This window comes from Caballeronia sp. S22, assembly GCF_964261745.1.
In the GTDB taxonomy this organism is placed as follows: domain Bacteria; phylum Pseudomonadota; class Gammaproteobacteria; order Burkholderiales; family Burkholderiaceae; genus Caballeronia; species Caballeronia jiangsuensis.
In genome coordinates this window covers 224,377-246,826 of the sequence record NZ_OZ180035.1, presented here as the reverse complement: position 1 = coordinate 246,826, position 22,450 = coordinate 224,377, and the positions used below count along the sequence as shown (strand labels likewise).

Annotated in this window: 21 protein-coding genes; 5 read left to right on the top strand and 16 right to left on the bottom strand. The window is 63.9% G+C overall.

What is annotated here, in order from left to right; all coding sequences use genetic code 11:
* Positions 1-446: 446 nt before the first annotated feature.
* The 10 genes from ACEN42_RS01120 to flgB all read right to left on the bottom strand — a co-directional run bounded on the left by ACEN42_RS01120 (position 447) and on the right by flgB (position 8,933).
* Positions 447-1,199: a flagellar brake protein gene (locus ACEN42_RS01120; RefSeq protein WP_238209344.1), complete on the bottom strand. Its 753-nt coding sequence runs from the start codon at positions 1,197-1,199 to the stop codon at positions 447-449.
* Between the two features lie 282 nt (positions 1,200-1,481).
* Positions 1,482-2,531, bottom strand: coding sequence for a flagellar assembly peptidoglycan hydrolase FlgJ (gene flgJ / locus ACEN42_RS01115; protein ID WP_187609646.1), 1,050 nt, complete (start codon positions 2,529-2,531; stop codon positions 1,482-1,484).
* A gap of 13 nt (positions 2,532-2,544) precedes the next feature.
* Positions 2,545-3,672: a flagellar basal body P-ring protein FlgI gene (locus ACEN42_RS01110; RefSeq protein WP_187609647.1), complete on the bottom strand. Its 1,128-nt coding sequence runs from the start codon at positions 3,670-3,672 to the stop codon at positions 2,545-2,547.
* Positions 3,673-3,674: 2 nt separating this feature from the next.
* Positions 3,675-4,358, bottom strand: coding sequence for a flagellar basal body L-ring protein FlgH (locus ACEN42_RS01105; RefSeq protein ID WP_187609648.1), 684 nt, complete (start codon positions 4,356-4,358; stop codon positions 3,675-3,677).
* Between the two features lie 26 nt (positions 4,359-4,384).
* Positions 4,385-5,173, bottom strand: a complete 789-nt coding sequence (flgG, locus tag ACEN42_RS01100) for a flagellar basal-body rod protein FlgG (protein WP_035499290.1) — start codon at positions 5,171-5,173, stop codon at positions 4,385-4,387.
* 35 nt (positions 5,174-5,208) lie between these two features.
* The gene (flgF, locus tag ACEN42_RS01095) at positions 5,209-5,961 is read right to left on the bottom strand and encodes a flagellar basal-body rod protein FlgF (RefSeq protein ID WP_371880441.1); all 753 of its coding nucleotides are present in this window, start codon (positions 5,959-5,961) and stop codon (positions 5,209-5,211) included.
* 47 nt (positions 5,962-6,008) lie between these two features.
* Positions 6,009-7,226 carry a flagellar hook protein FlgE gene (flgE, locus tag ACEN42_RS01090; protein WP_187609649.1) on the bottom strand — a complete coding sequence of 406 codons (1,218 nt, stop codon included), beginning with the start codon at positions 7,224-7,226 and terminating at the stop codon, positions 6,009-6,011.
* Between the two features lie 49 nt (positions 7,227-7,275).
* The gene (locus tag ACEN42_RS01085; protein ID WP_273591689.1) at positions 7,276-7,929 is read right to left on the bottom strand and encodes a flagellar hook assembly protein FlgD; all 654 of its coding nucleotides are present in this window, start codon (positions 7,927-7,929) and stop codon (positions 7,276-7,278) included.
* Between the two features lie 89 nt (positions 7,930-8,018).
* A complete protein-coding gene (flgC, locus tag ACEN42_RS01080; protein WP_035499295.1) occupies positions 8,019-8,444 on the bottom strand; it encodes a flagellar basal body rod protein FlgC in 426 nt (141 codons plus the stop codon).
* A 9-nt stretch (positions 8,445-8,453) separates the two neighbouring features.
* Complete coding sequence (gene flgB, locus ACEN42_RS01075) at positions 8,454-8,933, bottom strand: flagellar basal body rod protein FlgB (protein ID WP_238209348.1); 480 nt, start codon at positions 8,931-8,933, stop codon at positions 8,454-8,456.
* Between the two features lie 203 nt (positions 8,934-9,136).
* On the opposite strand from flgB, the gene flgA reads away from it, so the two are divergent.
* The 5 genes from flgA (at position 9,137) to flhA (ending at position 14,990) form a co-directional block, all read left to right on the top strand.
* Entirely contained in the window at positions 9,137-10,426 is a 1,290-nt protein-coding gene (flgA, locus tag ACEN42_RS01070; RefSeq protein ID WP_371880440.1) for a flagellar basal body P-ring formation chaperone FlgA, read from the top strand.
* A 179-nt stretch (positions 10,427-10,605) separates the two neighbouring features.
* The gene (flgM, locus tag ACEN42_RS01065; RefSeq protein ID WP_035499547.1) at positions 10,606-10,932 is read left to right on the top strand and encodes a flagellar biosynthesis anti-sigma factor FlgM; all 327 of its coding nucleotides are present in this window, start codon (positions 10,606-10,608) and stop codon (positions 10,930-10,932) included.
* 100 nt (positions 10,933-11,032) lie between these two features.
* Entirely contained in the window at positions 11,033-11,467 is a 435-nt protein-coding gene (locus tag ACEN42_RS01060; RefSeq protein ID WP_238209350.1) for a flagella synthesis protein FlgN, read from the top strand.
* 209 nt (positions 11,468-11,676) lie between these two features.
* Positions 11,677-12,885 (top strand): flagellar biosynthesis protein FlhB, encoded by a 1,209-nt coding sequence (gene flhB, locus ACEN42_RS01055; RefSeq protein ID WP_187609655.1) that lies wholly within the window; start codon positions 11,677-11,679, stop codon positions 12,883-12,885.
* Complete coding sequence (gene flhA / locus ACEN42_RS01050; RefSeq protein WP_187609656.1) at positions 12,882-14,990, top strand: flagellar biosynthesis protein FlhA; 2,109 nt, start codon at positions 12,882-12,884, stop codon at positions 14,988-14,990. The genes flhB and flhA overlap by 4 nt, the downstream gene beginning before the upstream one ends.
* A 9-nt stretch (positions 14,991-14,999) precedes the next feature.
* Here the strand turns inward: flhA and ACEN42_RS01045 are convergent, their stop codons facing one another.
* From ACEN42_RS01045 to gcvH, 6 genes are all read right to left on the bottom strand, one after another.
* Positions 15,000-15,752: a hypothetical protein gene (locus ACEN42_RS01045; protein WP_371880439.1), complete on the bottom strand. Its 753-nt coding sequence runs from the start codon at positions 15,750-15,752 to the stop codon at positions 15,000-15,002.
* Positions 15,746-16,210, bottom strand: coding sequence for a hypothetical protein (locus ACEN42_RS01040; protein WP_371880438.1), 465 nt, complete (start codon positions 16,208-16,210; stop codon positions 15,746-15,748). Before ACEN42_RS01040 ends, ACEN42_RS01045 begins: the two co-directional genes overlap by 7 nt.
* Positions 16,211-16,411: 201 nt before the next feature.
* Positions 16,412-17,800: an L-serine ammonia-lyase gene (locus ACEN42_RS01035; protein WP_187609658.1), complete on the bottom strand. Its 1,389-nt coding sequence runs from the start codon at positions 17,798-17,800 to the stop codon at positions 16,412-16,414.
* A 21-nt stretch (positions 17,801-17,821) separates the two neighbouring features.
* Positions 17,822-18,925, bottom strand: a complete 1,104-nt coding sequence (locus ACEN42_RS01030) for an alginate lyase family protein (RefSeq protein WP_371880437.1) — start codon at positions 18,923-18,925, stop codon at positions 17,822-17,824.
* Positions 18,926-19,051: 126 nt separating this feature from the next.
* Positions 19,052-21,982, bottom strand: coding sequence for an aminomethyl-transferring glycine dehydrogenase (gene gcvP / locus ACEN42_RS01025; protein WP_371880436.1), 2,931 nt, complete (start codon positions 21,980-21,982; stop codon positions 19,052-19,054).
* Between the two features lie 54 nt (positions 21,983-22,036).
* Positions 22,037-22,417: a glycine cleavage system protein GcvH gene (gene gcvH / locus ACEN42_RS01020; RefSeq protein ID WP_035499312.1), complete on the bottom strand. Its 381-nt coding sequence runs from the start codon at positions 22,415-22,417 to the stop codon at positions 22,037-22,039.
* Between the last annotated feature and the right edge of the window lie 33 nt (positions 22,418-22,450).

The following is a 22,450-nucleotide window of genomic DNA, read 5'->3' as shown; positions in this document are numbered from 1 at the left end:
TGCCGCACCAAATGTTTAAGCGCGCTGGTTCAGCACGAGATAGCTTCGGCACAGCGCTACGCGCTGCCGTTGGGTATGCAAGGGAAACCAGTGGGATGTGAATGCAGTGGATGGAAACGTAGCGAGTACGTGTGCGCCCGCAAACCCGATTGACCGGTCGGCCGCGAAGCGGGCCGGAGCCATTTGGTGCTGAACCAATAACGCAAGCGATGCGATGCAGCAGACCGTGCGCGAGCCAAGCCCGATTGGGCCTTCGAGGGCGACACTTAGGCGAGGGCCATCGACGGCTGGCAAGCATGGCCAAACTACGTGTGACCGCGGGCTTAAGCGAGCTGCTTTCTTTGGTTACTTTCTTTGCAGCAGCAAAGAAAGTGACCCCCGCCCCGGGGAGGGGCAGTGCTAATAGACCGACACGAACACGGGATCCGGCGAGCCAGCGAAAAAAACTACTTCGCCAACGACCGCCGCTTCATCTCCAACTGAGTAATAAGCCGCTGCAGCGTATTCTCCGCCGACCCCGGCATCGAAACAAACTTGAACCCGATGGTATATCGGCAATCACCCTTCGCCGTAGTCGATTCCCGATGCGAAACAAGCTTCATATCCAGCGTAACCTTCCCATTAGCGCTGAAATGCAGCTCGGCATCCTGAATCACGATGCCCATCTCGAGATTCGCAACGCGCTCATCCGTTGTGCGCAAAGCAACGCCGCCCAGCGACAAATCATGCACCTCGAAGCGAAACCGCTCCCCTTCCGGCAGCGAGCCCGTGCAGATATAAGGATCGAGCACCGGCGCCTCGACGCGGAAATACTCGCGCCGCTGCATGTAATACAGCACCGGCGGAAACTCGACTTCAAACGCCGGGCGTCCATCGAACACCGTCTCACGCGGCGTCGGCGTCGTGAATTCCACCCGCACGCCTTCCGGCGCCGCGTTGAAAACGAGCTTCTGCGAGGCGAGCACGCCGCGGTTCTGCTCCGCCACGCCGCCCCAGTCGAAAGTGAATCGATGCGCGGTCACATCGACGTCAAGCAAACGCGTGACGATTTGCCCGTCGCCATATTGCGCCGTCAGAAAGTCGCCGCGATTGGCGAGATTGCGCAGCGCCACGCCGATTTCCAGCGGATTGCGCCGGCCGAAATCCACGTTCGGCGCGATGTCGTCGTCGGCAACGTCATGCTTGAGATAGGTGTTCATGGTGCTAGCCGTGTTCATTGTGCTCGCGCCGCCCGAATGCTCGAACGTCGCGCGTCGATCCGAACCAGAATCGGTCCGGCACTTCGATTATTCAGGTTAGCGGCATACTTCTTCGAAAGTTTAGGGTTGGCCACCGAAAAATGTATGTGGTGCGCCGTCCCTACGAACGTAAAACGTTTGCTGCCGTAAAAGATCCGAACAATCGCGCTGTCCGCGCACCGGAATTCGCGCATGCGACGCCTTCTACAGCAAGAAGACGGCCGCAAACATCGGCTGATTGCGTCAGACGATCTGACGCATGATCGAGATGAGCTTCTTCGCGTACTGCGGGTCGGTCGCGTAGCCCGCCTTCTGCATGCCGTGCGCGAAGCCCGCGACATCGCGCGATGCCTGAATCACCGGCGCATAGCGCGGATTGTTCTTGATGACGCTCGCGTAATCGGTCAGCGCTTCCTCGTACGAATCGTAGGCGCGGAACTTCTCGACCACCTTTTGCGGCCGGCCGTTGACATATTCGGTCGTGACCGAATCGACAGTCTTGCCGGTCCAGTTGCTCGACGCCTTGATGCCAAAGATATTGTGGCTCGTCGAACCGTTCGCGTTCTTGATCTCGCGCTTGCCCCAGCCCGATTCGAGCGCCGCCTGGCCGATGATGAAGCGCGCCGGAATCCCGGTCGCCGCGCTCGCGGCTTGCGCCGGCACCGCAAGGCGGTCGACGAACGCGTTGACCTTGTCCGAACCGTTGCCGCGCGCCGGCGCTTCGAGCGAGTCCGCTGCCGTGTAGCCCTTGCCCGCGAGCGACCCGCTTGTCTTGTTGGCCTGCGCCGCCGCGTACGCCTTCGCCATCGCGTTCATCGCGGCGATGTTGCCCGCGTTCGCTTCGAGGTCGCCGCTGCCGCCCGACATGCCGCCGAGCGCCTGCATCGCGTTCATCGCGCCTGCGCCGCCCTTGCCGCTCGCGTCGGGCTGACCGCCCGCGTTGCGCATGAGTTGCTTGAGCATCATGTCCGCGACGCCGATGCCCTTCGACGACATCTGCTGCGAGAGCTGCTGATCGAGCATCGACGTGAACGACTTCGTATCGTTCGATTCGAACGGGCTGTCCGAAGGCGTCGCGTCGCGCATGCTCTTGAGCATCATCTGCGTGAAGACCGCGTCGAATTGCTTCGCCGCTTCCTTGAGTCCCTGCTGCGGATTCGCGCCGGCCTGCGCGCGCAGCGCGTCGAAGCCCTGCGTATCGAGCGCGAAACGGTTCGACAGGCTCGAAAAGCCGCTCGTCGTATCGGTCGATGCCAACGCGGTGCTGGCGATGCCGGTCGTGTTCGAGTTCATGCGCTTTCGTTCCTTAGATGATTTCGAGGTCTGCGCGCAGCGCGCCCGCGGCCTTCATCGACTGAAGGATCGAGATGAGATCCGCCGGCGTCGCGCCGAGCGCGTTGAGCGCCTTCACGACATCCGCGAGATTCGCGCCCGCGTTCAGCATCTTGAGCGCGCCGCTGTCCTGCTTCAGTTGAATCGACGATTCCTTCGCCGCCACCGTCTGCCCGTTCGAGAACGCGCCCGGCTGGCTCACCGCCGTCTTCGTGTTGATGACCACCGAAAGGTTGCCGTGCGCGACCGCGCAGTTCTGCAGCGTGACCATCTGGTTCATCACGATCGAGCCGGTGCGCGCGTTCAGGATCACCTTCGCGGCGGCCTGCGCCGGACGCACGTCGATGTTCTGCAACTGCGCCATGAACGACACCTGCTCGCTCGCATCCTGCGGCGCGCGCAACTGAATCGTGCGGCCGTCGAGCGCGAGCGCCGTGCCCATGCCGAACTGATTGTTCACCGCCGCGACGATGCGCTGCGTCGTGTCGAAGTCCATCTCGCGCAGTTCCATCTGCATGACGCCGCCCTGCTGCTGCAACGCCGACGGCACCGCGCGCTCGACGATCGCGCCCGCCGAGATGCGCCCGACCGCGAGCTGGTTCACCTGCACCTTGCTGCCGTTCGCGCTCGCGCCCGCGCCGCCGACGACGAGGTTGCCCTGCGCCATCGCGTACACCTGGCCGTCCGCGCCCTTCAGCGGCGACATCAGCAGCGTGCCGCCGCGCAGGCTTTTCGCATTGCCGAGCGAGGACACGGTCACGTCAATCGCTTCGCCGGGGCGCGCGAACGGCGGCAGCGTCGCGGTCACCATCACGGCGGCGACGTTCTTCAACTGCATGTTCTGCGTGGTCGCCGAGTTCACCGTGATGCCGAGATTGCCGAGCATGTTGGTAAGCGACTGCGTCGTGAACGGGGTCTGCATCGTCTGGTCGCCGGTGCCGTCGAGGCCGACGACGAGACCGTAACCGATCAGCGGATTGTCACGCACGCCCTGGAACGAAACGAGGTCTTTCAGACGCTCGGCGTGTGCATGCGGCGCGGAGCCGATCGCGACGAGCGCGGCCGCGAGTGAGAACGAAACGAAACGGAGAAACGGATTCATGATCAGAACGGCGCGACGTTGAGGAAGAAGCGCTGGAGCCAGCCCATGTTCTGCGCTTCGTCGATGTAACCCTTCGCCGAGTATTCGATCTTCGCGTCGGCGACTTGCGTGGAGAACACGGTGTTGGTGCCCGAAATGGTCGTCGGATTGACGACGCCCGAGAAGCGCACGAATTCGTTGCCCTGGTTGATGAGCATCTGCTTTTCGCCGCTCACCATCAGATTGCCGTTGGGCAGCACGTCCGTGACGGTAACCGTGAGCGTGCCGCTGAACGTGTTGGCCGCGCTCGCGCCGCCCGTCGCGGCGAACTTGTTGGCGCCGGTGGCCGACAGGTTCGTGTTGTTGAAGAGGCCGCCGAAGAGTGCCGGCGTCGTCGGCACGGCGAACGAGCCGTTGCCGGCGCGGTTGGTGTTCGCCGCCGACGACTTCGTCGCGTTGACGTTTTCCGAGATCACGATGGTCAGGATGTCGCCCACGTTGCGCGGACGCTGATCTTCGAACAGCGGCCGTCCCGCGTAGCCCGCGTTGTAGATCGCGCCGGGCGAACGCGTGCCGACGGGCGGCTGCGGCGGACGCGCGGTCATCGGCTGCTGGACGATCGGCTCTTTCGGCACGAGGCCGCACGCGCCGAGCGCTGCAATGAGCGCGGCAATCGTTGCACGCGAGAGGATTTGAGTAGGCGACATCGTGGTGACTCTGGTTAAGCGTTACTTCAAACCTGCATCTGCGAGAGCGTCTGCAGCATCTGGTCGGACGTGGTCACGGCCTTGCTGTTGATCTCGTAGGCGCGCTGCGTCTGGATCATGTTGACGAGTTCCTGCACCACGTTCACGTTCGACGCTTCCACGTAACCCTGCTGGAGCGAGCCCGCGCCGTTCAGGCCCGGCTGCGACACGTTCGGCGCGCCCGAGCTGCCCGTCTCGGAGAACAGGTTTTCGCCGCGCGCTTCGAGGCCGGCCGGGTTGATGAAGGTCGCGAGCTGGATCGCGCCGACCGTCGTGTTCGCCGTGCTGCTCGGCTGCGTGATGGACACCGTGCCGTCGGAACCGATGGTGATCGACGTCGCGTTCTGCGGAATCGTGATCGCCGGATTCAACTGATAGCCGCTCGACGTGACGAGCTGGCCTTGCGCGTTGGTCTGGAACGAGCCGTCGCGGGTGTAGGCGGTCGTGCCGTCGGGCATCGTCACCTGGAAGAAGCCCTGGCCGTTGATCGCGACGTCCTTCGAATTGCCGGTCTGCTGGAGATTGCCCTGCGTGTAGAGGCGCTCGGTCGCGACCTGTTGCACGCCGGTGCCGAGCTGCACGCCCGATGCGAGTTCGGTTTGCTGCGTCGAGTTCGCACCCGGCTGGCGCGTGGTCTGATACAGCAGATCCTCGAACACCGCGCGCGAGCCCTTGAAGCCGTTCGTGCCCACGTTGGCGAGGTTGTTCGAGATCACGTCCATTTGCGCCTGTTGCGCATTCATGCCGGTCGCGGCGATGTAGAGAGAGCGATTCATGTTCTTTCGTATCCTGTTTAGCTTGCGTTCGCCGCTTAGGAGAAGTTGAGCAGCTTGTTGGCCGACTGTTCGTTCTGGTCCGCCGATTCCATCAGCTTGGTCTGCATCTGGAACTGCCGCGCGTTGGTGATCATCGAGACCATCGCGGAGACCGGATTCACGTTGCTGCCTTCGAGCGCGCCGCCGGCGACGACCACGTTCGGGTCCGCATCGGCGGGGTCGCCGGTCGCGGTCCGGAAGAGGCCATCGTCGCCGCGCGTGAGCGTCGCCGGATCGGGATTCACGAGCTTCAGTTGATCCACGACCGCGATCGCCGTCGGCGGGTCGCCCGGAATCAGCGCGGAGATGGTGCCGTCGCGGCCGATCGTCACTTCCGCGCCCGGCGGAATCGACAGCGGACCGCCGCCGCCGAGCACCGGCTGATTGTTCGCCGTGACGAGCTGGCCGTTCTGATCGACGTGCAGATTGCCCGCGCGCGTGTACGCCTCGCTGCCGTCCGCCGCCTGCACGGACAGCCAGCCGGGGCCCTGAACCGCGACGTCGAGCGGATTGCCGGTCTGCTGCACCGGCCCCGCCGAGTAGTCCGCGTTCGGCGTGGACGACAGCACGAAGGTGCGCGTCGTGCCATCGGCGGACTGGTTCTCGAACGACATCGGCACCTGGCGGAACGCGGCGAGCTGCGCCTTGAAACCCGTGGTCGACGCGTTCGCGAGGTTGTTCGCCACGACGGCTTGTTGTTCGAGCGCCTGGCTTGCGCCAGTCATCGCGGTGTAGATCAGACGGTCCATGAATCGCTTCCTTCTTCCCTGATGCGTTTATTGCGTGCGACCGATGCTTACAGATTGATCAGCGTCTGATCGACGGTCTGCTGTGTCTTGATCGTCTGCGCGTTCGCCTGATAGTTGCGCTGCGCGGTGATCAGATTCACGAGCTCGCTCGTCAGGTCCACGTTGGAGTTCTCCACCGCGCCGCCCTGCAGCGTGCCGTGGTTGGTCGAGCCCGGCACGGAAACCTGCGCCGCGCCCGAAGCCGCGGTCTGCGCGTACACGTTGCCGCCGAGGTTCTGCAAACCGTTCTGGTTGTTGAAGTTCGCGACGGCGATCTGGCCGAGCGCCTTGGTTTCGCCGTTCGAGTAGTTGCCCGTCAGCATGCCGTCGCTGCCGACCGTGAAGCCCGTCAGTTCGCCCGTGCTGTTGCCGTCCTGATGCAGGTTCGTAAGGCCGCTCTTCGCGCCGTACTGCGTCGTGCCGGAGAGATCGAGCGTGAGCGTCTGGGTCGCGCCGGCCGTTGCGCTCGCGCCGTCGGGGATCGTGAACGAGAACGTCTTGCCCGAGGTCAGGTTGCCCGACGAATCGAACGTGACGGGGCCGAGATCCGTCTTTTGCGAAACCGGATCGCCGTAGCCCGCGAATGCTTCCCACGAGTTCGTGCCGGACTTCGTGAAGTACACCGACACCTTCTGCGTGCCGCCGACCGAGTCGTAGGCATCGACGGACGTCGACGCGTTGTAGGTGTTGCCGTTGGTCGGGTCGAAGTCAGCGGCTGCCTTGACGTCGTCCTGCGAGTTCAGGTTGAACGCGGCGGTGATCTTCTTGGTCGCGGTCGGCGCGATGTTCGCCGTCGGCACCGTGAGCGGCACCGTGCTCGCGCTGTTGACGACGCCGCTCGAATCCGCCGCGTAGCCCATCAGTTGCAGGCCCGACGAATTGACGATGTTGCCGTTGTTGTCGAGATGGAACACGCCGTTGCGCGAGTACACGACCGAGCCGTTGTTCGACAACTGATAGAAACCGTTGCCGTTGATCGCGACGTCGAGCGCCTGATTGGTCGTGGTGATCGTGCCTTGCGAAAACTGCTGCTGCACTTCGGACAGGCGCGTGCCGATGCCGATCTGGTTGCTGACGGCCGTGGCCATCGAGCTCGCGTACATGTCGGCGAATTGCGCCGAGCCTTGCTTGAAGCCGACCGTGTTCGCGTTCGCGATGTTGTTGCCGATCACGTCGAGATCGCTCGATGCAGCGCCCAGACCGCTCAGTGCTTGTTGGTAACTCATTTGATGTTTCTCCGTGACGAGACCACGCTCGTCCAAAATGAATGTGGAATCAGAGGATCGAAGCGACGCCCGTCAGCGCAACCGTCGAGCCGTTCGAGAGCTTGAGACCCGGCGCACCACCCGACATCTGCACGACGCTTTGCACCTGCGAGGCCGACAGCGTCGTCGCGGTCGCCTGCTGGCCGTTGATCGTGCCTTGCGCGGTGATCGTGTAGCTGCCGTCGGCGAGCGTGGCGCCCTTCGAATCGACCGGCGTCCAGCCCGTCACCGGGACGACGCCTGCGCCCTGCGCGCCGAGATCGAGCGTGTTGACGATCTGGCCCGACGAGTTCTTCACGACGATCTGCAGGTCGCTCACGTCGCTCGCCAGTTGCACGCCGAAGCTCGACGACGCGCCCTTCGACACGGTCACGCCGTTGCCCGCCGAGAGCACGCTCGAACCGATGAGCAGCGCGGCCTGCGTCTGCTGGCCGGCGGAAAGCTGCGTCGCGAGCGAGGACAGCGACGTGTTCAGCTGGCCGATGCCCGACACCGTGTTGATCTGCGCGAGCTGCGAGGTCATCTGCGAGCTGTCGGCGGGATTGGTCGGGTCCTGGTTCTTCAACTGCGTCACGAGCAGCGTGAGGAAAGTGTTCTGCAGATCCTGCGCCGACGTGCCCGACGTGGATGACGTCGACGAACTCGACGACGACGCGCCGTTCATGGTGTCGAGCAGCGTCTGCGAGACGGTCGTGCCGTTGCTGCCGATAGTGGTGCTGGAGGAGCTCACGTGGTGTTCCTTAAGTTTCTCGATCAGGTTCCGATGGTCAAAGTCTTGAGCATCAATTGCTTGGCGGTATTGAGCGTCTCGACGTTCGCCTGGTAGGAACGCGACGCGGAAATCATGTTGACCATCTCCTGCACCGGATCGACGTTGGGCAGCGTCACGTAGCCGTCCGCGTTCGCCGCCGGGTTGCTCGGGTCGTAGCTGGTTTTCATCGGGCTCGGATCGTCGATCACGCCGGTCACCTGCACGCCGCCGACCTGCTGGCCCGACGCGGTGCGCGCGCCGCCGAGCGGATCGACCGCGAACACGACCTGCTTCGCCTTGTACGGCTGGCCGTCCGGGCCGGTCGTGCTGTCCGCGTTCGCGAGGTTCGACGCGGTGACGTTCAGGCGCTGCGCCTGGGCGGACATCGCCGAGCCGGCGACGTTGAAGATGTTCATCAAAGAGGGCATGGGTATTCCTTAACTGTTCGATGTGATCGCCGAGAGCATCGACTTGATCTGCGACGACAGCACCGTCATGCCCGCCTCGAAGTGCAGCGCGTTGTCCGCGAACTGCACGCGCTCGGCGTCGAGGTCGACCGTGTTGCCGTCGAGCGACGGCTGGTTCGGCACGCGATAGGCGAGCTTGCCGTAGTCGTCGCTCGAACCGCCCGATGCCGAAAGCGTCGACGTGCCGCTCATGTGTCCTTTCGCCGTCGCGGCCAGGCCGCCGCTCACGCTCACGCTGACCGGTTGCGCCATCTTCAGCGTCGTGTTGTTCGTCGCGCCGCCGCCCTGCTTGAGCGCACCCGCGAGCGCGCTCGAGAAATCGACGTCGCGCGCCTTGTAGCCTGGCGTGTCGGCGTTGGCGATATTCGACGACAGCAATTCCTGCCGATACGCGCGCACATCGAGCGCCTCACGGCCAAAAGCGAATTCCTTGTCGAGTCTGTCTAGCATTGCGGTTTCTCCTGTCGGCAGCGCCGAGGCCTTTTTGCATGACACGAATCTTAGGAGCGGCGCGCAAGAACTAATCCGACGAATAACCGGGAAACGGGGCCTCTATTCGACGCTTGCCCGCGCCCGCCGATATCTAGAATTCGTTTCGTTGGAAGTTGCCGCGTGTTTTCGCGGCTCGATCGGATCAGGTACGGAGAAAGTTGATGAGCAGGTCCGCGCAGCGTGCATCGAACCCCACGGCTCGCGTCGCAGCGACGTTCGCGCGCCGCACGCTGGGCGCATCCCTTTTCATGGGCGTCGCTCTGCTCGCGCATGCCGAGCAGAGCGACGGCCCGATCGTCATTCCGGGCAACGCCGAGACCAATCCGGCCGCGGCGGCCGATATGGCGAAGAGCCTGAATGCGCCCGTTTCGCGGGCATCGGCTCCCGTCGCGGCGATGCCCGCGTCTGAAATCGCGCGTGCGAGCGGCTATCGCGCCGCGACGAAAGCCGCCGACGCCGCGATGCGCAACGCCGCGCTCGAACTCGACGCCCGCGCCGACGCCGCCGATGAATCGATGAACGATGCGAGCGGCATGATCGTGATTCCCGGACCGAGCGAAGCGAAGCCCGCGCGTGCGTCCGTTGCTCCGGCGCCCGCGCTCGTGAAGGCGCCCGCGCTTTCCGCATCGCGCGATGTGATGCCTGTCGTCGTGACGCGCGACGATGGCGTTGCTCGCGCCACGAATGCAAAACCCGTCGCGGCGAGTCCCGCGACGCCCGTCGCCGGCGCCGCTTCGCCGATGAGACGCGTGAGCTTCAATCCATCAACGGCCGCAGCCGCGCCCGTCGCCGCCGCGTTGCCGCAAACTCCAGGCGCGCCCGCCGCGACGATGCAGGACGGCGAATCGATCCGCGTCGCCGCGCTCAATTTTCTGCAGCAGCAGGCGGCCGGCTTGCCGGGCAAGGTCGAGATCACAGTCACGCCCGTTTTCCCGCGCGGCCTCGCCGCCTGCTCCGCGCTCGATCCGTTCATGCCAACCGGCGCGCGCCTCTGGGGCCGCATGACCGTCGGCGTGCGCTGCGTCGGCGAGCGCCCGTGGACGCTCTACGTGCAGGCGCGCGTGTCGATCAACGCCACTTTCTATACGGCCGCGCGCGCCATCGCGCCGGGCGAAGTGCTGAGCAACGCCGATCTGGTCGCCCGCGACGGCGACATCACCGCGATGCCGCAGGCCATCGTCACCGATCCGGCGCAGGCCGTCGGCGCGGTCGCGCTGTCGCGCGTGCCCGCGGGCCTGCCGCTGCGCACCGACATGCTGCGCGCGGCAAGCTCGGTGGCGATCGGTCAGAGCGTGCACGTGGTCGCCGGCGGCTCCGGCTTTTCGATTTCGGCCGAAGGCACCGCGATGAACAACGCGGCGCCCGGCCAGCAAATACGTGTAAAAACTGCCGGCGGCCAGATCATCTCCGGCATATTGAAGGACAGTCAGACGGTCGAAATCGCGCTCTGAAGAGGGCTATGTTCGGTTCCCCACGCTTGTTTCATTTTGTTTCAAATGCGCTGAATGCCCGCCCGACAAGGCTTTGAGGGCGATGAGCGCGTCGAACGGCAGTTGCGGTTCCATCGGCAGGGTAAAGTTTTCAAGCTCCCTCGCCGTTAAAGGACTCAACACGTTCGGGAATGGACATCGTGAAGATCGATACGACTAGCAACACCACACTGGCAGGCCTTCAAGACAACCTGCAACGCGCGTCGCAAAACGACGCGAAGGGCGCCGCGAGCACCGTGCAGCAATCGGGCACGAGCACGGCGAAGAATTCGACAGTGAGCCTGTCGTCGCTGTCGACGGACCTGCGCGCATCGAACAGCTCGGACATCGACACGGCGAAAGTCGAGTCGATCAAGGCTGCGATCCGCGACGGCAGCCTGAAGATGGACACGAGCAAGATCGCCGATGGCATTCTGAGCACCGCCCGCGACCTGCTGCAAACGAGAACCCCGCCGACCGGCGGCTGAACGCAGTGACCCGGCCGCGCCTTGCGAGAAACAGGCGCGCGGCGGCAAGCGGCGTTCATGGCACCGGCGGCTTTTGTGAAACCGCTATTCGAGCGATGCAATGAGAGACGCCCTGCTTGCCACTGTCACCGAAGAAGTCGCCGCTGTTCTGGCCTTCGAATCCCTCCTCGTCGATGAGGAAAAAGCGCTGATCGCGGCGCAACCGCTGCCGGCGCTGCCCGGGATCATCGAGCACAAGACCGCGCTAACCGAGCGCATCTCCGCGCTCGAAAAGGCGCGCGACGAGCAGTTGAACGCGCTCGGTTTCCCCGGCGGTTTCGTCGGCATGGAAGCAGCCGCCGCGGACGACGCCGCGATCGCCGCGCAATGGGCGCTCTTGACCGCCGCCGCGCGTCGCGCGAAACAAGGCAACAACAACAACGGCGTCCTGATCCGCACGCGCATGGAATACAACCGCAAGGCGCTGGCCGCTTTGCAGGTTGCGCCGTCGAAGAGCGGCTTCTACGGCCCGGATGGCCGCGTGCCCGGCGCCTGATCACCGTTTTCCGCATTCCGAACGGCGCGTGCTTCTTGCGAGGCACGCGCCGCTTTCGTTTCCCGCGCTTTCATCTACCGAATAACCCCCTTTTCCCCGGCTTTATCCGCCGATGGCCGCTCGACGCCTTCCGCAATAATCGCTTTCATCCAAAAGCGGCTTCGCGCCGCTCGCATGTGCAAACGATGGAAGCAACGGAGTAAGGCCCGGTGGCAGAAGAAAGCGATCTCGAAAAAACCGAATCAGCCACTCCCAAGCGCCTGGAAAAGGCGCGGGAGGAAGGCCAGGTTGCGCGTTCGCGGGAACTCGCGTCGTTCGCGTTGCTGGCGGCGGGATTTTTCGGCGTGTGGGGTTTGTCGGGGCCGATCAGTCAGCATCTGCAGTCGATTCTGCGCGGCGCATTCACCTTCGATCACGCGACCGTGCTCGACTCGCGCCAGATGATGATCGGCGCGGCGAACGCGGGCAAGGAAGGGTTGTTCGCGGTGCTCCCGGTTCTGCTGCTGACGGGTTTCGCCGCACTCGCCGCGCCGATGGCGCTCGGCGGCTGGCTCATCACGACGAAGCCGCTCGCGCCGAACTTCGGCCGTCTGAATCCGATCAGCGGCCTCGGCAAGATTTTCTCGGTGCAAGGGCCGGTTCAGCTCGGCATGTCGATGCTGAAGACGATCGTCGTCGGTGGCATGGCGGGCTCGGCGATCTGGAGCCGCAAGGCCGAAGTGCTCGGCCTCCTGACGAAGCCGCTCGATCTCGCGCTCGCCGACGCGATGCACCTGATCTTCGTGTGCTGCGGCATGGCGATCGGCGGGCTCTTTCTCGTCGCGGCCGTCGACGTGCCGTACCAGCTCTACTCGCACGCGAAGAAGCTGCGCATGACGAAGGAAGAGGTGAAGCGCGAGCACAAGGAAAGCGAAGGCGATCCGCACATCAAGGGCAAGATTCGCGCACAGCAGCGCGCGGCCGCTCGACGCCGCATGATGCAGGCGATTCCGACCGCCGACGTGATCGTCACGAACCCGACGCACTTCGCCGTCGCGCTGAAGTACGCCGATGGCCAGATGCGCGCGCCGAAGGTCGTCGCGAAGGGCGTGAATCTGGTGGCGGGGCGCATCCGCGAATTGGGCCGCGAGCACAACGTGCCGCTGCTCGAAGCGCCGCCGCTGGCGCGCGCGCTGTATCACAACGTAGAGATCAATCGCGAGATTCCGGGCGCGCTCTACGGCGCGGTGGCGCAGGTGCTGGCGTGGGTGTACCAGCTCAAGCGTTACAAGGAAGATGGCGGCGTGAAGCCGGACGAACCGTCCGATCTCGACGTGCCGAAGGAACTCGACAAAGGCGGCGTATCCGACGCCGACGCCGATCAGGAAGCCGCAGAGGCCCTGGCTGGCGACAACACTGACAATGGAGCCGCCGCATGAACGCGCGCGCTGGATTTTTCGCCAAACGGCCCGACGCGCTGGGCACGCAGAACTTGCGAGCCCTCGCCGGCCCGATCCTGATCTGCATGATCTTGGGCATGATGATTCTGCCCTTGCCGGCGTTCCTGCTCGATCTGCTGTTCACCTTCAACATCGCGCTGGCGGTGATGGTGCTGCTCGTCAGCATGTACACGCAAAAGCCGCTCGACTTCGCGGCGTTCCCGAGCGTGCTGCTGTTCTCGACGTTGCTGCGCCTGTCGCTGAACGTCGCGTCGACGCGTATCGTGCTGCTCGAAGGCCACACCGGCCCGGATGCCGCGGGTCAGGTGATCGAATCGTTCGGGCACTTTCTCGTCGGCGGGAACTTCGCGGTCGGTATCGTCGTGTTCGTGATTCTGATGATCATCAACTTCATGGTGATCACGAAGGGCGCGGGGCGGATCGCGGAAGTGGGCGCGCGCTTCACCCTCGACGCGATGCCCGGCAAGCAGATGGCCATCGACGCCGACCTGAACGCGGGCCTCATCAACGAAGAAACCGCGAAGAAGCGCCGCCAGGGCGTGGCGCAGGAAGCCGAGTTCTACGGCTCGATGGACGGTGCGAGCAAGTTCGTGCGCGGCGATGCGATCGCGGGTCTGTTGATCATGGTGATCAACGTGGTGGGCGGGCTGATCGTCGGCATGCTCCAGCACGACATGGACTTCGCGCACGCGGCGACCAACTACACGCTGCTGACCATCGGCGATGGCCTGGTCGCGCAGATTCCGTCGCTCATTATCTCGACGGCGGCGGGCGTGATCGTCTCGCGCGTCGCGACCGAAGAGGACATCGGCACGCAGTTGACCGGCCAGTTGTTCCAGAATCCGCGCGTGCTGATGATCACAGGCGTGATCATCGGCATCATGGGTCTGATTCCGGGCATGCCGCACTTCGCGTTCATGCTGCTCGGCGGCGGTCTCATCTACGCCGCGCGCTCGATGAACAAACGCGCCGAAGCGAAGAAGAAAGCGGGCGCCGTCACCGATGTCACGCCTCTTACGGCAAGCGCGGCGGCCGCGTCGGCGGAGAATGCGGAAGCGAGCTGGGAAGATGTATCGCTCATCGATCCGCTCGGGCTGGAAGTGGGCTATCGGCTGATTCCGCTCGTCGATCGCAACAGCGACGGCGAGTTGCTCAAGCGCATCAAGGGCATTCGCAAGAAGTTCGCGCAGGAGATCGGGTTTCTGCCGCCGGTCATTCATATTCGCGACAATCTCGAACTTCGGCCGAATGGCTATCGCATTGCGCTGAAGGGCGTCGAGGTGGGTGTGGGCGAAGCGTTCCCGGGCCAGTGGCTTGCGATCAATCCGGGTCAGGTGTCGGCCGCGCTGCCTGGCGCGCAGACGCAGGACCCGGCGTTCGGCTTGCCGGCGGTGTGGATCGACACGAATCTGCGCGAGCAGGCTCAGGTGTACGGCTACACGGTCGTCGATGCGAGCACGGTCGTCGCGACGCATTTGAATCATCTCGTGGTGACGCATGCGGCCGAGTTGCTCGGGCGTCAGGAAGTGCAGGCGCTGCTGGAGCGCATCGGCAAGGACACGCCGTCGCTCACGGACGATCTGGTGCCGAAGGTGCTGTCGCTCACGACGCTGCAGAAGGTGTTGCAGAACCTGCTCGACGAAAGCGTGCCGATCCGCGATATGCGCACGATCCTCGACGCGTTGCAGGAACACGCGCCGCGCATGTCCGATCCGTACGATCTCACGGCGGCGGTGCGTCTTGCGCTGGGCCGCGCGATTACGCAGCAGTGGTATCCGGGCGCCGACGATTTGCAGGTGATGGGCCTCGATCCGACGCTGGAGCGTGTGTTGTCGCAGGCTTTGTCGACCGGGACGAATCCCGGGCTCGAACCGGGCCTCGCACAGACGCTGATGAACTCGACGCAGAACGCGATCATGCGTCAGCAGAATCTGGGCTTGCCGCCGGTGTTGCTCGTGCAGCATTCGCTGCGGGCGATGCTGGCGAGGTTCCTGCGCAGAAGTCTGCCGCAGTTGAAGGTGCTGTCTTATGCGGAAGTGCCGGATACCAGGAATGTGAAGGTGGTGAATTTGATTGGGGCGTGAAGCAACGCGTCAATGAAGCACTGAACCGATCAGACTCCGAAGGTTCCGCGCATCGAAGACGACGGTCTTCCACGTGTAATAGTTCGCACGCTCGAACTCGGTCTTGCCTACTGCCTGCTGATTTTCCGCAATGGCAAGCACATGTCCCGGCATGTGCATGGCGCGATACTGCATGTGTATGAGTTCACCCTGGAGCAACCGGTTCGCGCTGGTCGCGGCGATGATGATCGACGGCGTGGGTGTCTCGATCACGTGATCCGCAATCAAGCCGCCCGAAATCGGCAGTTCGACTTCGGAGCGGTGTCCGAGACCGAACTCGTCGGCTATCTCCGCGATGATACGAGTCAGCCGTTCCTTGAAATCGCTGCTCGACTGGCGTTCGGGCCGCGAGGTCGCGACGGCGTAAAGCTGCTGGGCTGCTTCGGCCACGCGAAACACGTACGGCACGAGAAACCGCTCGTCGGTGGTCGTCGCGCGGATCACCTCGTCTTCACACAGTCGCGCCGGGCTGAGTCGCGCGTGTTCTTTAGCCCAATGCTCGACGATGCCGGATTCGACGTCGCCGCCCGCCATGCTCGCGGAAAAGCAGGCTTCGCCGTTCTCGTCTATGACCCATCCGTCGTCGCGAGGGCGAATGCGGACGATGACTTGATCCCCCGTTCCGGGATACTGCAGAGGCGTGACGATGCGCTGCACGCCATTGCTGTCGTCGTGCACCTCGAACAGCGTGCAAATCGTTCGCTTGAGAATGTCCGTCAGCACAACAAGTCGCCTTGCCCGTATTGTTCGTTTGAAATCGATATGCCCGTCGTCTCGCAGAACAGGACGATCAGCGCGGCACGATCTTCAGACATACGCGGATCGAAACGTCTCGAAGTTTTCAGGTTAAGCTCGGGCGCTCCGGGCACCAAGCGATTCCGATAATCGGAGGCAGTCTGACAAGGCATTTTGCAATGCAAGCCCTTGTGACTCGGGTGATAGTGAAATTCGAGCAGCGGGTACAGATCGCCGCGCGGCAACACGCAAACCAGATGCCCATAGAATGAGCGATCTTCGAGCTCGTCTCCATCGCGCCACATGAAAAGCACGGAGTGATCGTCGGAGACGCGAGTGAGCTCAGTAGCATGAACGCGTGGCCGCGCCATTCTGTTGAACGGCTTAGGCCACTTCGTCTTGTTCATTGGCTTGAATTGCAATGCGCCGCTCAACGTCTTGCGCATGTTTCTGTGCGCAGCAAGTTCCTTCGGTTCCAATGCGATGCTCTCAGGTATTCCTACCGAGCGCATGGGTTCGAGATCGAGATCGCGATCGGTAGAGTCGTTCTTGTTCTACCGATGCTAACTGCTTCATTCCGCGCTTCGAGCGCCATCCAACGAATGTTTCAGTCGCCGAGATGACGCCTGCTCGAAGGCATGGATTCCTCAACACTCCACAATATTCACCGCCAACCCACCGCGCGACGTTTCCTTATATTTGGTCTTCATATCCGCGCCAGTCTCCCTCATGGTCTTGATGACCGAATCGAGCGAAACGTAGTGAGACCCGTCGCCGCGCATCGCCATCCGCGCGGCGTTGACGGCTTTCACGGATCCCATCGCATTGCGCTCGATGCACGGAATCTGCACCATCCCGCCGACCGGATCGCAAGTCAGCCCGAGGTTATGCTCCATCCCGATCTCGGCCGCGTTCTCCACCTGCGCCGGCGTTCCACCGAGCACCGCAGCCAACGCACCCGCCGCCATCGAACACGCGACGCCGACTTCCCCCTGGCATCCGACTTCCGCGCCGGAGATGGACGCATTCATCTTGTACAGAATGCCGATCGCGGCCGCCGTCAGCAGAAAATCGACGACGCCCTGCGTGTTCGATCCCGGCACGAACCGGTCGTAGTAATGCAGCACCGCCGGAATGATCCCCGCCGCGCCATTGGTCGGCGCCGTGACGACGCGCCCGCCGATCGCGTTCTCTTCATTCACCGCGATCGCGTAGAGATTGATCCAGTCGATCATGGAGAGCGGATCGCGCAGCGCCTGCTCCGGCTTGCCCGTGAGCGCCCTGTACAACTGCGGCGCGCGTCGCTTCACCTGAAACGGCCCCGGCAAGTGTCCTTCCGCCGCCGGATTGCCGATGCCGCACCCCCGCGCGACGCAATCCTGCATCACGTCCCAGATGCGCAGAAGCCCGGCGCGAATCTCGTCTTCGCTGCGCCACACGCGCTCGTTTTCCCACATCAGCTGCGCGATCGATTTGCCCGATTCCGCACACATCTTCATCAACTCGTCGCCGGTGTGGAACGGATACGGTAAGTGCTCGTGCGCCGTCAGCACCGCCGTGTTCGCCGCGCCCGCCGTCACGACGAAACCGCCGCCCACCGACAGATACGTCGCTTCGCGCAGCAACGCGCCGTTCGCGTCGAATGCGTAGAGCTTCATGCCGTTCGGATGCTCCGGCAGCGCCTGCCGATAGAACGCGATGTTCTCCTTGATCGTGAACGGAATCTTGCGCTTGTCCAGCAACGCGAGCGTCTTCGACGTACGCACGGTTTCGAGCCGGGGAACGATGCCCGATGCATCGACGGTATCGGGCGCGTCGCCCATCAGGCCGAGCATCACGCCGCGGTCCGTGCCGTGGCCCTTGCCCGTCGCGCCGAGCGAGCCGTACAGCTCGCATTTCACGGATGCGGTCGATTCCAGCAGCTCGTCGCGCTCGAGCCCTTGCGCGAACATCAACGCGGCGCGCATCGGTCCCACTGTGTGCGAGCTCGAAGGTCCGATGCCGATCTTGAAGAGGTCGAATACGCTGACTGCCATGACTGCTCCTGCCTGTAAGAGTTAGCGCGCCGGCAGCGGCAGACACACCGCGAGCCACGCGGGCGGTGTCGGCGCGAGCCGCAGCGCGACCGGCGCGTAGCGGCCGTCGAGCCGCGCCGCCAGATGAAAGAGTTCCGCCGAGTTCTTCGGGTCCCATTGACCCGAAAATCCCGGCAAGCCCGCCTCGCGACGCTTGGCGTCGAACGGCACGGACGACTTCACGAATTCATCGTGCGTCTTCGTGCCGAGCGCGTAAGGCGTGAGCCAGTTGAGCGCTTCGGCGAGCGTCGCGCCCGACTGCGCGCGTTCCGGCAGCCAGTTGCGGTTGTGCCGCCGCGCGGCGAGCGCCGCCGTCACGAGCGGCTGAAGATCGTATGTCACGTAGCGGAGCGCATCGCGTTCGGCGAAATCGACCGTCGATCCATCAGGCGCGATGTTGTCACCGATATGCTCGACGAACAGCCGCTGCGCCGCGTTGATGAGCTTGCGGTCGTCGATCGTGAACGCGCCCATCGCCACCAGTTTTACGCGATGGCTCTGCCAGTTGTTCCGGTAATTGCCCGTGAGCGGCCGGGGCTGCTTGTCCATATCGGCGATGTAGCCGGTCACCATTTTCGTGATGAACGCGTTCGCCGTGTTGCGCGTCCTGACCGGCAACGCGCTTGCCGTGAGGTCGTATGCGAGGATCAGCGATTCGAAATTCGTCTCGTCGATCGGATTGAAGCTCGGCTGATAGGTCGTCGTCCATGCGAGCAGGAAGCGGTCGACGAGCCGCAGATAGCGCTCGTCACCCGTCGCGCGCCACGCGAGCGCGGCGTCGCGCATCAGACCGAGGTCTTTCTCCGCTTCGACGCTCTCGTCGTAGATGCCCTCGTGCGGCAGCGTGCCTTCGGTGTGCAGTTTCGCGCGCGCCTTCGGCTGATCGTTCACGTGCGACTGCACCATCTTCACCAGCGCCTTCACGCCGGGATCGGCATTGGTGCGCTCGCTCGTCTGCATCGCGGGCGCGGCGCAGAAATTCATCGCGGCCTGCGCGGACGACGCGACGATGAGCATCGCCGCCAACATCGCTCGCACCCCGCGCGCGCGGATCGTCCCTTTCACCTCTCGCACCTTGAACGCCATGTGAACTCCCTGGTTTGGCTTTTTGGTCCGGGGTGAGATGTTAGCTGTTCTGGAACGCGCCGCAAAACCGCCCGACAATGCTTTACGCTTTCGGGCGGCGCTTTCTCTCAGGTTCTGCGCGAAACCTTACTCGTCCGCGTATTCCGATACCGGCACGCACGAGCACATCAGGTTGCGATCGCCGTACGCGTTGTCCGCGCGACCCACCGGCGACCAGTACTTGCGCGCCACCAGCGACTTCACCGGATACGCCGCCGCTTCGCGCGTGTACTTGTGCGTCCAGTCGTCCGCAGTGACGACCGCTGCCGTGTGCGGCGCGTTCTTCAGCACGTTGTCGTCGCGATCTGCGCGGCCTTCTTCCACCGCGCGAATCTCCTCGCGGATCGCGATCATCGCGTCGATGAAGCGGTCGAGCTCTTCCTTCGATTCCGATTCCGTCGGCTCGACCATCAGCGTGCCGGGCACGGGGAAGCTCATCGTCGGCGCGTGGAAACCGTAGTCGATCAGACGCTTCGCCACGTCTTCAACCGAGATGCCGCTCGATTCCTTGATCGGCCGCACATCGAGAATGCATTCGTGCGCGACGAGTCCGCCCGCGCCGCTGTACAACACCGGATAGTGCGGCGCGAGGCGCTTCGCGACATAGTTCGCGGCGAGAATCGCGCTTTCGGTGGCGGCGGTGAGACCTTGCGCGCCCATCATCGCGATGTACATCCACGAGATCGGCAGGATCGCGGCCGAGCCGTAAGGCGCCGACGATACCGCGCCGATGCCCGCGTCATCGCGCTTGTATCCGGTCGCTGCCTGATTCGGCAGGAACTTCGCCAGATGCGCGCCGACCGCGACCGGACCGACGCCCGGTCCGCCGCCGCCGTGCGGAATGCAGAACGTCTTGTGCAGGTTCAGGTGCGACACGTCGCCGCCGAACTGGCCCGGCGCGCACAGTCCGACCATCGCGTTCATGTTCGCGCCATCGACATACACCTGGCCGCCGTGCGAATGCACGATGTCGCAAATCTCGCGAACGTTGCGCTCGAACACGCCGTGCGTCGACGGATACGTGATCATGATCGCCGCGAGATTCGCGGAATGCTTCCCGGCCTTCGCCTTCAGATCTTCAATATCGACATTGCCGTTCGCATCGCACGCGACGACGACGACCTGCATGCCCGCCATCTGCGCCGACGCCGGATTCGTGCCGTGCGCGGACGCCGGAATCAGGCACACGTTGCGATGCCCTTCGCCGCGCGATTCGTGATACGCGTGGATGATGAGCAGGCCCGCGTATTCGCCTTGCGAGCCCGCGTTCGGCTGCAGCGAGACAGCCGCGTAACCCGTGCACGCGACGAGCATCTGTTCGAGCTGATCGATCATCGTGCGATAGCCGAGCGTCTGCTCCGCGGGCGCGAACGGGTGAATCTGCGCGAACTCGGGCCACGTGACGGGCAGCATTTCCGATGTCGCGTTGAGCTTCATCGTGCACGAGCCGAGCGGGATCATCGTGCGGTCGAGCGCGAGATCCTTGTCGGCAAGGCTGCGCAGATAGCGCAGCATTTCATGTTCGGAGTGATGGCGGTTGAAGACCGGATGCGTGAGGTAATCGCTCGTGCGATGCAGTTCGGCAGGCAGCGAATCGGTGGCGGCCTGATCGAGCGCGTCGATATCGAACGTTTCGGTCTTGCCCGCGACTTCGGCGAACAACGCGAAGAGCTTGAGCAGATCGTCGCGCGTGGTGGTTTCATCGACCGATACGCCGACTTGCGTCGCGCTCACGTGGCGCAGATTGACATGCGCGGCGTAAGCAGCCTGATGCAGCGCGGTCGTGCTCGCGCCGCTGTCGATCGTGATCGTGTCGAAGAACGTGTCGTTGGCGATCGTGTAGCCGAGCTTCTTCACGCCCGCCGCGAAGATGGACGCCACGCGGTTCACGCGCGACGCGATCGTCTTCAGGCCGCGCGGGCCGTGATAGACGGCATACATGCTGGCCATGATCGCGAGCAGCGCTTGCGCCGTGCAGACATTCGACGTCGCCTTCTCGCGGCGAATATGCTGTTCGCGCGTTTGCAGCGCGAGGCGCAGCGCGGAGTTGCCCTGCGCATCGACGGTCACGCCGACGAGACGCCCCGGCATCTGGCGCTTGAATTCGTCGCGCACGGCCATGTAAGCCGCGTGCGGGCCGCCGAAGCCGACCGGCACGCCGAAACGCTGCGTATTGCCGATCGCGACATCCGCGCCCCATTCGCCCGGCGGCGTGATGAGCGTCAGCGCGAGCAGATCCGCCGCCGCGACGACATGGCCGCCCGCAGCATGGATTGCTTCCGCGAGCGCGCGATAGTCGCGCACATCGCCATTCGCGCCGGGATATTGCAGCAGCACGCCGAACGCGTTCGCGCTCGCGGCATCCGCGGCCGGACCGACCTTCACTTCGATGCCCGCGGGCTTCGCGCGCGTCTGCACCACTTCGATGGTCTGCGGCAGCACGTCATCGGCGACGTAGAACACGTTCGATTTCGGCTTTCCGACGCGTTGCAGGAGCGTCATCGCTTCGGCTGCGGCGGTGGCTTCGTCGAGCAGCGAGGCGTTCGCCATCGCGAGGCCCGTCAGGTCCATCACCATCTGCTGGAAATTGAGCAGCGCTTCGAGACGGCCTTGCGAAATCTCCGGCTGATACGGCGTGTAAGCCGTGTACCACGCCGGATTTTCGAGCACGTTGCGCAGGATCACCGCCGGCGTGTGCGTGCCGTAGTAACCCTGTCCGATCCAGGTTCGAAACACCAGATTCTCGTCCGCCAGCTTGCGCAGCGACGCGAGCGCTTCCGCCTCGCTTTTCGGCTGCGTGAACGCGCCGAGCGGCAGCGTTTCCTTGCGGCGGATCGATTCAGGAATCACCGCGTCGATGAAGGCCGCGCGCGACGCGAAACCGAGCGCATCGAGCATTGCGCGCTGGTCCGCGTCATCGGGGCCGATGTGCCGCTCGGCGAATGCGTCGTGGCATTCGAGCGCGGCGAGTGACAGGGAGGTGCGGTTCATCAGGCGATCCGGGTGTTCGAGCTTCATGTTTTGTCCTGCGATTGCGGCTCTCCGTCGAGCCGCAATCGTCATTGAGATGAGTTATTCGCCAATCGACTTGCCGTAGCCTTCGGCGTCGAGCAGCTTGTCCAGACCGGCGTCGCCCGCCGGCTTGATCTTGAAGAGCCAGCTTTCGTACGGCGCGCCGTTCACCTGATCGGGCGCCGAGGTGAGCGCGTCGTTCGATTCGACGATCTCGCCCGAAACCGGCGCGTAAATGTCGGATGCCGCCTTCACCGATTCGATGACGGCGATCGCATCGCCCGCCGTAACGGTCTTGCCCGCCGCGGGCAGTTCGACGAACACGATGTCACCGAGCGCTTCCTGCGCGTGATCGGTGATGCCGATGGTCAGCGTGCCATCGGATTCGGTGCGGACCCATTCGTGCGATTCGGTGTATTTCAGATCGGCCGGGATGCTCATTGGATGCTCCTTGCGTGGTTCTTTCGTGAGTTT

Bases quoted from the DNA above. Each gene is read 5' to 3' on its own strand.
- ACEN42_RS01120 (WP_238209344.1), bottom strand. From the start codon at position 1,199: ATGAACACCTATCTCAAGCATGACGTTGCCGACGACGACATCGCGCCG.
- flgJ (WP_187609646.1), bottom strand. From the start codon at position 2,531: ATGAACTCGAACACGACCGGCATCGCCAGCACCGCGTTGGCATCGACC.
- ACEN42_RS01110 (WP_187609647.1), bottom strand. From the start codon at position 3,672: ATGAATCCGTTTCTCCGTTTCGTTTCGTTCTCACTCGCGGCCGCGCTC.
- ACEN42_RS01105 (WP_187609648.1), bottom strand. From the start codon at position 4,358: ATGTCGCCTACTCAAATCCTCTCGCGTGCAACGATTGCCGCGCTCATT.
- flgG (WP_035499290.1), bottom strand. From the start codon at position 5,173: ATGAATCGCTCTCTCTACATCGCCGCGACCGGCATGAATGCGCAACAG.
- flgF (WP_371880441.1), bottom strand. From the start codon at position 5,961: ATGGACCGTCTGATCTACACCGCGATGACTGGCGCAAGCCAGGCGCTC.
- flgE (WP_187609649.1), bottom strand. From the start codon at position 7,226: ATGAGTTACCAACAAGCACTGAGCGGTCTGGGCGCTGCATCGAGCGAT.
- ACEN42_RS01085 (WP_273591689.1), bottom strand. From the start codon at position 7,929: ATGAACGGCGCGTCGTCGTCGAGTTCGTCGACGTCATCCACGTCGGGC.
- flgC (WP_035499295.1), bottom strand. From the start codon at position 8,444: ATGCCCTCTTTGATGAACATCTTCAACGTCGCCGGCTCGGCGATGTCC.
- flgB (WP_238209348.1), bottom strand. From the start codon at position 8,933: ATGCTAGACAGACTCGACAAGGAATTCGCTTTTGGCCGTGAGGCGCTC.
- flgA (WP_371880440.1), top strand. From the start codon at position 9,137: ATGAGCAGGTCCGCGCAGCGTGCATCGAACCCCACGGCTCGCGTCGCA.
- ACEN42_RS01060 (WP_238209350.1), top strand. From the start codon at position 11,033: ATGAGAGACGCCCTGCTTGCCACTGTCACCGAAGAAGTCGCCGCTGTT.
- flhA (WP_187609656.1), top strand. From the start codon at position 12,882: ATGAACGCGCGCGCTGGATTTTTCGCCAAACGGCCCGACGCGCTGGGC.
- ACEN42_RS01040 (WP_371880438.1), bottom strand. From the start codon at position 16,210: ATGCGCAAGACGTTGAGCGGCGCATTGCAATTCAAGCCAATGAACAAG.
- ACEN42_RS01035 (WP_187609658.1), bottom strand. From the start codon at position 17,800: ATGGCAGTCAGCGTATTCGACCTCTTCAAGATCGGCATCGGACCTTCG.
- ACEN42_RS01030 (WP_371880437.1), bottom strand. From the start codon at position 18,925: ATGGCGTTCAAGGTGCGAGAGGTGAAAGGGACGATCCGCGCGCGCGGG.
- gcvP (WP_371880436.1), bottom strand. From the start codon at position 21,982: ATGAAGCTCGAACACCCGGATCGCCTGATGAACCGCACCTCCCTGTCA.
- gcvH (WP_035499312.1), bottom strand. From the start codon at position 22,417: ATGAGCATCCCGGCCGATCTGAAATACACCGAATCGCACGAATGGGTC.